Here is a 13,144-nt window from a genome sequence, read left to right on the forward strand (position 1 = left end):
GGTAAATGGATATCCAACACCCAGGACATACTCTTTGATTCTAAAAAAGTGCTTGCGCTTGCATTAAGTAACGAATCTGGTTTCAGAGGCTATATACTTAGTGGCCGCAAAAGTTTTTTGCAACCGATGCAAAAATCACAAAAAGAAATTTACGCCAACCTCAGCAATTTAAAAACCCTTACAAAAAATAATCAGGCACAACAAATACGTGCCGACTCTCTATCTTTTTTTGTTTCCAAAAGAATTGAATTTTCCAACCTTGCAATTAAAAGTTATGAAGAGAATGGCGGTGATGCTGCCATTAAAATGGTAGAAACCGGCGAAGGGAAATTATATACCGACCATATCAGGCTTTTGGTCGATCAAATTCAGGATTCCGAAAATACTTCTCTGGTAAAACATAAAGAAGCTAATGATAAAAGTGTAAAAAATCTTCAAAAGATTTTACTGCTTACCATGGCGGTAGTGCTTTTATTGTTAGGTATTTTTATCCAAAAAGTAAGAGCAGATAATGTTGAAAAAAGTAAAGCTGCAGCTGCATTAAAAAAAATGAATGATGAGCTGGAGCAAAGAGTTGCACAACGAACACAGGAGCTGGATAAAAAAGAAAAATTATTCAGGGCACTGGCGGAAAATAACGAAGGTATTATTTCTTTGATTGATGAAAAATTTAATGTGCTTTTCCGCAGCTCTTCCACTGCCCTAATTACCGGAAGGTTGTTTGAAGAGAATGAAAAAATAGCCATTACAGAATATTTGCATCCAGATGACAGATCAACGGTAATGGCTTTGATGGTTGAAGCAGTGGCTAACCCCGGTAAAACAATTGAACTTTCTATACGGGTACGAAATAAAAATGGCTATTATATTTGGCTGGAAGGTGTAATTAAAAATATGATACCCGATCCAGCCATAGGCGGTATTATTATCAACCTCAGGGATATCAGTGAAAGAAAAAGAGCAGAAGAAAAAATTATTAAAGCCAACCGGCTGTATTTTTTTATCAGCCACATTAATCAAATGATTGTGCGTACCCGTGATGAAGCAACATTGTTTAAAGAGGCCTGTCAAATTGCTGTTAGCGAAGGTAAATTCAGAATGGCATGGATAGGTATGATTGATGAAGCAACTGCAACTGTTGTTCCGGTGATACATGCAGGCGACGACAGCAGTTACCCATCTTTTATAAGCCCGGCTTTACTACAGGATAATCCGGAATACATGGAACCCATTGTTAGTGGTTTATGCATGGGAAAATATTCTGTATGCAATGATATTGAGAACGACCGGCGAATGGCGCCGTGGAAAGATGAAGCACTAAGCCGTGGTTACCGTTCCTTTATGGCATTGCCAATAAAAGTTTCAGAAAAAGTGGTAGGTATGTTTTCATTTTATGCTGATGTAAAAGATTTTTTTGATGCAGCAGAAATCGCATTATTAGAAGAAGCAACAAGTGATGTGTCTTTTGCATTAGAAGTTTTTGAAAAAGAAAAACTTCGCAGTAAAGCAGCAGCAGAAATTAAAATAGCTGTTGACCGGTACGATATACTTGCCCGTGCTACCAGCGATACCATTTGGGATTGGGATATTGTAAATAATACCATGGTGTATAATGAGGGCATTAATAAAATGTTTGGATACAAGGCCAACGAAGTTGAAAAAATTGTTGACTGGTGGAACGATAAACTTCACCCGGACGATTTTAAAAAAGTAACTGAATTAGTTGAGGATGTTTTTGAAAAAGGCTTGCAAAAATTTCAGATAACCTACCGCTTCCGATGTGCAGATGATACCTATAAACACATTTTTGACAGGGCTTATGTAATGTTTGATGAAATGGGTAATCCCTGCAGAATGATAGGTGCCATGCAGGATATTACTTACCAGGTAGATGAAGAAATGCGTACTTCAAAAGCAATAATAGATGCACAGGAACAGGAACGTAATTTTATTGGAGGAGAATTACATGATAATGTAAATCAAATTTTAGCGGGATCGGTGCTTGCACTAAGCATGGTTAAAGGGAGCAGGGCAGCTACAAAAGAATCGCATAAATATATTGAAATGGGTAAGGGGCATATTTTAAATGCCATTGAAGAGTTGCGAAAACTATCGCATAAATTGGCACCGGCTTCTTTTGATAACAGTTCTTTAAAAGATGCTTTTGAAGATTTGTTACAAACCTTTAATGTAAACAATCAGTTTAAAATAAAACTGAATTTTGATAGCCAGTGCAACGCACTTGATGGCGATATAGAGATTAACTTATACAGGATACTGCAGGAGCAAATAAAAAATATTGTTAAGTATGCAGAAGCAACTGAAATTGAAATAACCCTTACACGATCAGGCGATTTGGTGACGATGAAGATAATTGATAACGGTAAAGGCTTTAATGTAAAAACTGCAAAAAAAGGTATCGGCCTCAGCAACATTAAAAAAAGAGCTGAATCTTTTTCAGGTAAATTTATTTTAAAATCATCGCAGGGTAAAGGCTGCGAAATAATTGTAGAAATACCAGTGGTTGTTTAACCTGCATTCATTTATCCTAAGATACACTAATACAAATTTTCAAAGTCAAAGTTCCCCTTCAGGGAGCGGAGGGGACTCCCATAAAATCATCCAAATCTCTTTTATCTTTTTTTGTAGGTCTGCCTTGCTTACTCATTCTCTTACCTGTATGAAAAACTGCTGCTTGAAATTTAATGCGGTCCAATTCTTCAGCAGGTGTAATATCTATGTAATGTTTTATTGCTTCTGCATATTGCACCCGGTGATCTAAAAGTGCGGTAACTTTTATTAACCATTTTTTTGCTTCAGTTTTTACTTCGTATTCATCAGCCACGTTTACTGTTCTGGCAGCTTTACAATTATCTCCGTTGTATTTTACTTTTCCTTTATCGCAGGCATCAGCAGCCTGGCTACGGGTTTTATACAGGCGTATAGCCCATAAATATTTATCTAACCTTAGTTTTTCTTTATCCATAAATATTTAAAAATACCTGTCAGGTTTCTGCAAAATTACTGCTTCTTAATTTTCCCTTTAAGAAATAGGGGATTAAAAATAAATCCTTTTCTACCAATGGTGATTATCAGTTAATCTAATTGCTTACTTTTATTCTCTAAAATTATACATATGAAGTTCAGGATTATTGCACTAAGCATGCTGTTTATTTTTTCAATTCAATTATTAACTGCACAGCGTGGCCGTATAAACTGGACGGCAGATGGTAATGCATACACCAAAATTAAAGAGGGCAACATTGTAAAGGTGGATCCTAAAACCGATGCAGAAACTATTCTTATTAAAAAAGAACAGTTAACACCTCCGGGTTACAAAACTTTATTGCCGCAATCTTATTCGTTCAGTAAAGACAATACTAAATTATTAATTTTTACCAACACGGTAAAAGTATGGCGCTTAAATACCCGTGGCGAATACTGGGTTTTAGATATTGCATCAAACCGCATAACGCAGTTGGGTAAGGGCAGACCGGCGCAATCATTAATGTTTGCAAAATTTTCTCCCGATGCAAAAAAAGTGGCTTATGTAAGTGAGCATAATTTATTTGTGGAAGATGTATCATCTAATACAATAAAAAAAATGACCAACGACGGTACAAGAAAATTAATTAACGGCAGTTTTGATTGGGTGTACGAAGAAGAGTTTGGTTGCAGAGATGGTTTCAGGTGGAGCCCCGATGGAAGCAAAATTGCTTTTTGGCAGGTAGATGCAACAAAAATAAGGGACTACTTTATGTTGAACACTACCGACAGTAATTACAGCAAAGTAATTGCCGTAGAGTATCCAAAAGTTGGCGAAGCACCGTCGCCTGTAAAAATTGGTGTTACAGATATTTCATCGGGTGTAATACGCTGGATGAAAATAGACGGCGATCCGCAGCAATATTATATTCCACGTATGGAATGGAGTGGTACTAACGAATTAATGTTGCAGCAATTAGACCGCAAGCAACAGGAAAGTAAATTAATGTATTGCAATACTAACGACGGAAGTACGCATACTTTTTGGGCAGAAAATGATGAGGCCTGGGTGGATTTAAATTCTTCGGATATTTTTGGTGAACCCGGCGGTTTTACATTTATAAACAAAGGACAGGATTTTATTTTGGTAAGCGAAAAAGATGGCTGGCGCCATATTTATAAAGTTAGCCGTGATGGTAAAACAGAAACTTTATTAACCAAAGGCAATTACGATATTGATGTAATTAAAAGCATTGACGAAGCCAACAACTATATTTATTTTACAGCATCACCAGCTAATGCTACACAATTATATTTATACCGCATTCGTATAGAAAATAAAACAGGCATTATTGATAAGTTTAAAAAAAATAAAGAAGATGCAGAATTGTTAAGTGCCGAAAATTTAGTGGGTACACACAGTTATACTATTTCTCCCAACGGAAAATTTGCTACGCATACTTTTTCTAACAGTAGTACACCCCCGGTAACGGAATGGATAACACTGCCCGATAATAAACCTGTGAGTAATGCAAAAAGTATTGCTGCAACAATTAAAACTGATAATAATAATGATGTGGAATATTTGCAGATAACTACAGAAGATAATGTAACATTAGATGCATGGATAAATAAACCTGCAAATTTTAATGCAGCAAAAAAATATCCTGTGGTGTTGTATGTGTATGGCGAGCCTGCGGCAAATACGGTGCAAAACAGTTATGGCAATCATACTAATTTTTTATACAATGGCGATATAAGAGCCGATGGTTACATACAGGTGTCGATAGATAACCGTGGTACGCCAATGCTTAAAAGTGCCAAATGGCGTAAATCTATTTATAGAAAAATTGGTTTAATAAACGTAAGGGATCAGGCAATGGCCATGAAAAAATTATTAGCCGATAAAAGTTATTTTGATAAAGACCGTGTAGCAGTTTGGGGATGGAGCGGCGGCGGATCATCAACATTAAATTTAATGTTTCAGTATCCCGATATTTTTAAAACCGGTATTTCAATAGCAGCAGTAGGCAATCAATTAAATTACGATAATATTTACCAGGAACGTTATATGGGTTTGCCACAGGAAAACCGGGATGATTTTGTAAAAGGCTCACCCATTTATTACGCAAAAAATCTGCAGGGAAATTTATTGTACATACACGGTACCGGCGATGATAATGTGCATTACAGCAATGCCGAACAATTGCTGAATGAATTAATAAAGTATAACAAACAATTTCAGTTTATGGCTTACCCCAACCGTACGCACAGCATTAGCGAAGGCGAAGGAACATGGCAGCATTTAACAACTTTATACACCACATATTTAAAACAGCATTGTTTGCCGGGGGCAAAATAGAAATACAATTTTGTAACAAACGAAATAACTATGTTCAACATCGTTGTGTCACTCACTTGTACGGCATACCTTTATTGAACTTTTATTAAAGCGGTTTTTTAAACCGCTTTTTTTATTTTAAACATTTTGCTTTTAAACCATACTGTAATTATAAAGTCATAGGCTCATAAAATAAATCATCATGAAAAAATATTTTTCAAAAATTATAATGATGTTGATAATATTAATATCATTTTCTGCAGCAGCAGATGCACAAATTGTTGTAAAAATCCGCCCCGCTGCTCCTGCATACAGGATAAGGTCCGTTCGTCCTTCACCTGCACATGTTTGGATGGGAGGAAATTATGTTTGGCGTGGCAATCAATATGTTTACACAGATGGTTACTGGGCAACACCGCCACAACCCGGACATACTTGGGCAGAAGGGCATTGGAAACACAGAAGAGGTGGATGGGTTTGGATACCCGGTCGTTGGAGAAGATAAAAAATATACAATAATTTTTAACGGGGTTATTTAAAGTAAGTTAAAGCCTGCCTTTGTGCAGGCTTGCTTGTTGTACAAACATAGTTTTGTTAAAGTATTGCTTTGGCATAATGTTAGCAGTAATAATTACGTTCAAACTAAAATCTAAAAAATGAAAAATCTACTTACAGTGGTACTCATATTTTCTTCTGCAGCTGTATTTGCACAGCGCAATAAATTAAGCGACGATCACGAAAACTTTTTTCGCTTTGGTGCAAAGGCCGGCGTTAATGCTAATAAAATTACTGGTCAGTCTTTTAAAAGCGGTTTTAATTATAATTACCAGTTGGGTGCATTTATGCAATTTAATTTTGCCGGCAGATTGGGTGTTCAGCCCGAAGTAAATTTTGTGCAAACCTCCTCCGAGTTTAGTAATGATCCTAATGATGTGTACAACGATTTGTTTCGTGACGGCAGTCAAAAATCTTCTAAACTGAATTATATTGAAGTGCCGGTTTTATTAAACGTTAGCATTGGTCCCAGTAAAAGAGTAAAGCTGCAGGTTGGCCCTTCGTATGGCGGTTTAGTAAAGCAAACTGTTGACAGTTTAAAAAATAATGGTAACATTTATAAAAATGCTGAGTGGAGTGCCATCGGTGGTTTATGGATTCAATTGCCATTAATTAATTTTGGCGCAAGATATAAACTGGGCTTATCAGATATAAACGCTATCGACGATCGCCAAACCTGGAAGAACCAGGCCATACAGGTATTTGTTGGCGTTACGTTTTAATTAGTTCTCTCAATTTCTTATTTACAGTGTTTACAACCTGAAAAAAGTAAAAAAATAATGCTTTTGTTGCCATTCAGGGATTAGAGGCTTTGTTTTATTAAAAGGAGATTGTATTTTACAATTCCTAATAATTACGCTATGCAAAACATTGTACTGGAAAATTTATTGTTGATAGATATTGAAACCGTACCCCAGCACCCCACATTCGATTTATTAAACGACGACTGGAAAAAGTTGTGGGAAGAAAAGACACAGCGCTCTTTACCAGACTTTACAACCGCTGCCGAATTTTATCCGCAGCGTGCCGGTGTAATGGCCGAGTTTGCAAAAATTGTTTGCATCAGCATTGGTTATTTTGCAAAGCAGGAGCGTAAACTGCAATTGCGCCTTAAATCTTTTTTTGACGATGATGAAAAAAAACTGCTGCAGGATTTTATTGCCACCATAAATATTATGGAAGCCAAAAATAATAAGTGGAGTTTTGCCGGGCATAATATAAAAGAGTTTGATATTCCTTTTATCTGCCGCAGGCTTTTAATAAATGGCTTACCCATTCCCGTTTATCTCGATTTTCAAAACATGAAACCATGGGATACCAACACCGTGGATACTTTTCAATACTGGCGCTTTGGCGATTATAAAAATTATACTTCTTTAAAATTATTAGCAGCAGCTTTAGGTGTTCCTTCACCCAAAGATGATATTGACGGCAGCATGGTAGCAGCTGTATATTGGGAAGAAAAAAACCTGCATCGCATAGCCACTTATTGCCAAAAAGATGTAGTAACAACAGGCAATATAATCCTTCGGTTTAAAAATATGGAGCTGTTGAAGGAAGAAGATGTGGTAATTGTGAAATGATTATCTGTAATAAACCTGTTGTAATAAACCTATAAGGTTTTAAAGACCTTACAGGTTTTGCAAAATAAAAAAGCCCTCTGCAAAATCAGAGGGCTTTCATCATTCAAAAAATTATTTTACTGTACAAAAACTTTTATTGTTGTTACATTATCTGCATCAATCACTTTTACAAAATACAACCCTTTACTAAAGGTTGCTGTATTTATTTTAAGCTGCGATTGAGTGGACGTTGTTTTGTAAACTAATTTTCCTGCAGCATTCAGTACCTGTATGTTCGCCTGCTGGTTACCCGATTTAGCAATATATAAATTGATAAAATCTTTTGCAGGGTTTGGCACTACCTGTGCAGTGTAGGTAGAATTAAACAATGCTTTTTCTACAGTGGAGTAATCAAACTTTGCATCTTTATCCACCTGCTTTAAGCGGTAATAATTAATCCCTCTCATTGGTGCATTATCGTAAGTGCTGTAATCAATACGGTGACTGCTGTAACCTGCAGCAGCAACTGTTGCAATAGCATTCCAGGTTCTGCCATCAACCGATCTTTCTACAATAAAATGGCTGCTGTTATTTTCCTGTTCGGTGCTCCAGCTTATTTTTGCACTGTTATCAATTTTTTGCACAGTAAACGAACTTAACTTAACCGGTAAAGGGCCGCCGGCTGCATCGTTCCGGGTGTACCAAACGGGAGCAGTAACAATTCTGCTGGTGCCGTTAGTAATATCAATATAATAATAACCGGTGGTATTGTTAGCCAGATTAATATCAGTAAAAGTTAATGAATTACCTATAACCGAATCAATTTTTACCGCCATTGTTCCGCTGCCCGGTACGCCATACATAACTCTTATTACTGCAGTAGAAGTTGAAGTGGTGGCATCAGTTAATGTAACAGAAATATTTGGCGCAAACCTATCCATTAAAATTGACCCCATAATTTTTGTATTAATCGTAAAATCAACTTTACTGTCGCAATCCTGCGTTGCATAAAAATTCATGTTCCTCATTGCTGTAACCATTGCGGCTTTAGATAATGAGGGTGAAATTACTGCCGTTCTTGATGTAGTGGTTTTGCCAAATGTTGTATAGTGGTTGTCATGATCAATGGTTGGCCCTAAATGATAACCTTTTGCCAATAAAGTTTGGTAATACCATAAATAAGACAAGGAAGAACCGGGATTAGAATAAGTAGTATTGGTAGACGATGATGGGCCACTTTCCACCGTGGTTGCTGTAATAGCGTTATCAGCCAATACATCATAAGCAGTGCCGGCAATATTATTAAAGTCAGTTAAATTGGGATGTGCCAGCGAGGCAAAAGTATTAGTGGCTATATTATCGTTTACCGTTTTAAACAAACCGGTACTACCTGTATAAACGCTTTTAGGAACAAATACATCATAATTATTTGTTGCTCCCCAGCCACCACTGCCACTTTCCCATCCCCACAAATTATCCATACCATCCCCATAAATAACTACGTGGCCTCCACCTGATATTACACCCCATTCCATTCCATATAAAGCTAAAAAGTTTGGATGGGTAGAATTAAATGTAACTGCTTGCGAAATACCGAGGTGGTAATTGGGAAGGGTGTTACCCGGATTGTCTGGTGAAGAAAAATGGTTGTGTTCTGATATACCGAGATAATCCATGCATAGTGCTGTAAGTGCATAATTATAATCATCGGCAGGTGTAAAACCGGGATTATCTTTATTACCGTCAGAATAATCTGAATGCGAATGGAGATTTCCAAAATAATAATTATTGGCGACAGCATTTGTGGTTGCAATATTGCCTGTTAAAGGTGCTGCAACTGCATACTTTGTACCACCAGAACAATTTTTACTGGCTGCAAAAACAAAGAAATAATAAGTAGTGTTTGGGGTAAGGTTGGATGCAAGAAAAGTTGTTGTTCCACTATTGGCAACAACAATACCACCGCCAAAATTATCCCCTGTATTATAGTCAGTATTATCCGCCGGTGATGCAGATAAAGTGGGAGAGGTACTCCTTATCACTAAATAATCATCGGCGCTGGCCACACCGTTAAATGTACCTGATACAGAATTGTTTGAAGCAGTCAACGAAAGATTTGTTGGCTGGGCAGAGGGTGCTGTACAAGGTGGTAAGGGCTGCGTAGTTTGGGTGCCGTTTAATGGAGAAGTTACATTATAAACCGGGCCACTTACGCAAACCTGCGAATTTAAACTAAATACAAAGAAATAGTAAGCGGTGTTTGGTAATAATCCGTTTGCAGTAAAGGATGTGGTTGAATTTCTTTGTATAACAACAGCATTGCCTAAAATATCACCGGCATTATAGACTTGGGCATTTATAGGGGTATTGGTTAATGTTGATGAAGTACTTTTTAAAACAAGATATTCATCTGCTGTGGTTGCAGTAAACGACCCCTGTATGAAATTAATACCCGTTGTACCAAAAATTAAATTGGCAGGTTGTGCTGCCGGTGCTGCACATGGCGGTAAACCTGCAATAGTAGTTGCATTACCATTAAGCACACTGGTAGTATAATACAACGGTCCTCCTGTACAAACACTGTTCATCGGAAAAATAAAGAAATAATAAGTGGTTAGCGGTGTAAGGCCTGTTGCAGTAAAATTTGGTGTATTGATTTTTGCTATAACAGAACCATCACCAACATTATCACCAATATTATAATTCTGCATGTCAATCGGGTTGCCGGTAAGGCTGCTGTTGGTACTCATTACAACCAGATAACCATTTGATGCCGGGCTGGCAGCAGTAAAACTTGCCTGTATAGAAACATCAGTAATTGTTCCGAATGTTAGTGCTGTAGCTGGAGCGGTTGGGCTTGTACATGGGGTTGTTGCAACTGCTGTTACATTTAAATTATCAATACTCATTTTTGGTCTCGATCCATTCGTTCCACCAGTACCGTTATGAAAATAAAAACGTAATCTTGCGGCTGCATTATTATTAAATGATGCCGGCAAAGGAATATTTGCTTTGGAACCGCTGATGGGGGTATTGTTTATAAAGTTTAAAATGTTTGTAAGTTCAGTAAAAGTAATGCCATCAGTACTTGTATATACCCTTAAAGAACCGGCCCGGTCATTAGCGCCGGTACCTAAAGCATTACTAAATGTTTGATAATCGAAACTTAAAGTGCCTGCATTAACGCCGGTAAAATCCATATAAAAATCAATAGCCGAAGAGGAGGAATTATCTGTAGATCCTGTTGACAATAAAATTATTGATTGAGTAGATGGGATGGGAGATAATTGATCTGTTCCTCTTTGTACGCCACCCGATGTAATGGCTGGGGGTGTACCTGAAGCTGTTGTTTGAAATGATAGTGTTGAAGCTGTTAATGTTGTGCCGCCTGTTGTACCTACTCCGGTACTGCCTGGAATTCCTGATCCTGCAGTTGCACCAAGTCCACCAAAATGATTGGCACCAATACCTGTAATAAAAAAATTGCTCCAGTTAGTTATATCGGCAAAAGTTTCTGTAAAACTTAAACCGGATTGTGCAGCCATTGGTACTGGTAGCGGGGTATTGGTAAAAAATTGCTGAGCACCATAAGTTGTTCCGCTTCCATCAATGGCATAAGCTTTATAAAAATATCTTGTATTGGGTGCAAGGCCAGTAATAGTTGAACTGAAATTTCCTGCACTTAAATTAGACGAAGGGATTGGAGTACCTGTTCCATTTGGAAAACCTGTTGTTGTGCTGTATTCAATGCCATAACCGGTAATTGCAGAACAACCCGTAACACTTATTGTTCCCGCCGCAGTGGCAGTTGTTGCGCCTACTGCCGAACTTCCGCCGGTAGTAATTGTAAGTGCTGTATTAACACCAGAACCTGTGGCTGGTACAAGAATGCCAGTGGCAGTACCCCCACTAACACCTATATCTCCATTATAAGATTGTATTAAGGTTGGATTGAATTTTATATAAATGATTTTTCCTGTAAAGCCCGGTGCTGTATAAGAAAAACTTAAGGTAGAAGTATAAGTTCCCCCCGCTGTTTCTGAATAACTAAAACCATTAAGCGCTGCAATATTAATATTACTTCCATCTAAATTACTTCCATCAAATGTAAAAGAATTTGGGCCTGCGGTAGTATTAATACATACATTTCCAAAATCGGCCAGTGCCGATGTTACTGATAAAGTTGGCACACCTGCGGCTGCTCTTGTTACAGTTACAATATATGTTTTTGTTGTTACAGCATCCTGTGCAGTAACTATAGTTGTAACGGTGTTGGTACCAACACTTAGTGGAATTGATGCCGATGGGTTGCCACTTGTTACGGGGCTACCGTTAACCGTTATGATTGAATTAATATCTGCTGCTGTTGGAGTGGTAGTAATTGAAGCAACGCCGTTTGCTACACTTGCAGTGTAGCTTGTAGTTGCAGCGGCAAATGTGGGAGATAAAGCGCCAGAGCTTAAGGTTAAGTTGGAGAGATCGGCGTTGGATGAAATGGCTGCGTTAGCAGTAATACTAATATCATCAATTGACAAACCTGGGCTTGTAGTACCAGTTTTAGACCACCGTAACCATATTTCCTGGCCATTTGCCACAGTTGCAGTCAAAGTGCCATTAATAACAGAAAAATTTCCTGCAGCATTTCCATCTAAAGCACCTGCAGTTCCAGTTTTTAATGCTGTAAAATTAAATGCTGTATTTGCAAGCCAAGTGCCGGTTGTTAATGCAGTAGCTCCGATTTGTGATTCAAAAACTAAAATCTGTGCGTTAGCAGTTTGCCTCCATTGTTCTCCTCTAAAAGAAAGTGTAAGACCAGATATTGTTGCTCCGGTATTATTTACAAGTCTTACACCAAAAATTGGTGACGCAGAGCCAGAAGATAATCCCCCAAGTGCTCTTTCGCTAGCAGCTGCTGTGCCATAGCTGTATAAACCACCTGTTGTAGAAGTTCCTGCGTCAGCCAGATAAACTATCCTGTTGGAATACCAACCGGATATTGTGGTATTGTCTGTCCATGTGTTAGCCGAACCAGATAAGGCAAGTGTATTGAAATTTTGTGTTACAGGCACTCCGGCAGTTGGAATGCTTACCTGCCCAAAACCGCTAATTGCTGTTATCAAAAAAAGTATGGGCAATAGGATCCTGATTGTAAATAATTTTGTCATGCGATGTTTAGTTTAGTAGATTTTTTCGAACCGTCAAAACTACTTCCATTAATTAACTTCGCAGCCATTTTAATGTAAAGAATTTATTAACACTTTTGACATCCTGTCAGCAATTAAAAACTGGCATTTTGTTTGACTAAAAGCAGTAAATATTAATATTCAGTTATATGCAAAAAGGAAACATAAGGGTACAAACGGAAAACATCTTCCCTATTATTAAAAAGTTTTTATACAGCGACCACGAAATTTTTATAAGAGAATTGGTGAGTAATGCTATTGATGCTACACAAAAATTAAAAACTTTATCATCTATTGGAGAAGCCAAAGGCGATATGGGGGAGTTACGGATTGATATAAAATTAGATGCTGAAAAAAAGACATTAACCATTAGTGACAGAGGTGTAGGTATGACAGCTGAAGAAATAGACAAATATTTAAACCAGCTGGCCTTTAGTGGCGCCGAAGAATTTTTAGAAAAATACAAGGGGCAAAATGAAAATAATATCATCGGGCATTTTGGTTTGGGTTTTTACTCT

At 37.6% G+C, this 13,144-nt stretch carries 8 protein-coding genes; 6 read left to right on the top strand and 2 right to left on the bottom strand.

All coding sequences use genetic code 11. From position 1 onward, the window contains the following. A partial coding sequence (locus ACY65O_RS14750; RefSeq protein WP_462221623.1) for a CHASE3 domain-containing protein occupies positions 1-2,532 on the top strand: 2,532 nt, incomplete at its 5' end. A gap of 58 nt (positions 2,533-2,590) precedes the next feature. Here ACY65O_RS14750 and ACY65O_RS14755 read toward each other — a convergent pair. Further along, on the bottom strand, positions 2,591-2,986 hold the full coding sequence (locus tag ACY65O_RS14755; protein WP_462221624.1) for an RNA-binding S4 domain-containing protein: 396 nt from the start codon (positions 2,984-2,986) through the stop codon (positions 2,591-2,593). Between the two features lie 150 nt (positions 2,987-3,136). On the opposite strand from ACY65O_RS14755, the gene ACY65O_RS14760 reads away from it, so the two are divergent. The 4 genes from ACY65O_RS14760 to ACY65O_RS14775 all read left to right on the top strand — a co-directional run bounded on the left by ACY65O_RS14760 (position 3,137) and on the right by ACY65O_RS14775 (position 7,464). Further along, complete coding sequence (locus ACY65O_RS14760; protein ID WP_462221625.1) at positions 3,137-5,347, top strand: S9 family peptidase; 2,211 nt, start codon at positions 3,137-3,139, stop codon at positions 5,345-5,347. 181 nt (positions 5,348-5,528) lie between these two features. Continuing rightward, positions 5,529-5,831: a hypothetical protein gene (locus ACY65O_RS14765; RefSeq protein ID WP_462221626.1), complete on the top strand. Its 303-nt coding sequence runs from the start codon at positions 5,529-5,531 to the stop codon at positions 5,829-5,831. A 151-nt stretch (positions 5,832-5,982) separates the two neighbouring features. Beyond that, on the top strand, positions 5,983-6,603 hold the full coding sequence (locus ACY65O_RS14770; RefSeq protein ID WP_462221627.1) for a porin family protein: 621 nt from the start codon (positions 5,983-5,985) through the stop codon (positions 6,601-6,603). 138 nt (positions 6,604-6,741) lie between these two features. Beyond that, entirely contained in the window at positions 6,742-7,464 is a 723-nt protein-coding gene (locus ACY65O_RS14775) for a ribonuclease H-like domain-containing protein (protein ID WP_462221628.1), read from the top strand. A 116-nt stretch (positions 7,465-7,580) separates the two neighbouring features. Here ACY65O_RS14775 and ACY65O_RS14780 read toward each other — a convergent pair whose 3' ends face one another. Further along, on the bottom strand, positions 7,581-12,608 hold the full coding sequence (locus tag ACY65O_RS14780) for a cadherin-like beta sandwich domain-containing protein (RefSeq protein ID WP_462221629.1): 5,028 nt from the start codon (positions 12,606-12,608) through the stop codon (positions 7,581-7,583). A 167-nt stretch (positions 12,609-12,775) separates the two neighbouring features. Here ACY65O_RS14780 and ACY65O_RS14785 point away from each other — a divergent pair. Next, a partial coding sequence (locus ACY65O_RS14785) for an ATP-binding protein (protein WP_462221630.1) occupies positions 12,776-13,144 on the top strand: 369 nt, incomplete at its 3' end.

Source organism: Ferruginibacter sp., assembly GCF_031430955.1.
In the GTDB taxonomy this organism is placed as follows: domain Bacteria; phylum Bacteroidota; class Bacteroidia; order Chitinophagales; family Chitinophagaceae; genus Ferruginibacter.

Excerpts from the sequence above, each read along its gene's own strand:
- ACY65O_RS14755 (WP_462221624.1), bottom strand. The coding sequence starts at position 2,986 with ATGGATAAAGAAAAACTAAGGTTAGATAAATATTTATGGGCTATACGC.
- ACY65O_RS14760 (WP_462221625.1), top strand. The coding sequence starts at position 3,137 with ATGAAGTTCAGGATTATTGCACTAAGCATGCTGTTTATTTTTTCAATT.
- ACY65O_RS14765 (WP_462221626.1), top strand. The coding sequence starts at position 5,529 with ATGAAAAAATATTTTTCAAAAATTATAATGATGTTGATAATATTAATA.
- ACY65O_RS14770 (WP_462221627.1), top strand. The coding sequence starts at position 5,983 with ATGAAAAATCTACTTACAGTGGTACTCATATTTTCTTCTGCAGCTGTA.
- ACY65O_RS14775 (WP_462221628.1), top strand. The coding sequence starts at position 6,742 with ATGCAAAACATTGTACTGGAAAATTTATTGTTGATAGATATTGAAACC.
- ACY65O_RS14780 (WP_462221629.1), bottom strand. The coding sequence starts at position 12,608 with ATGACAAAATTATTTACAATCAGGATCCTATTGCCCATACTTTTTTTG.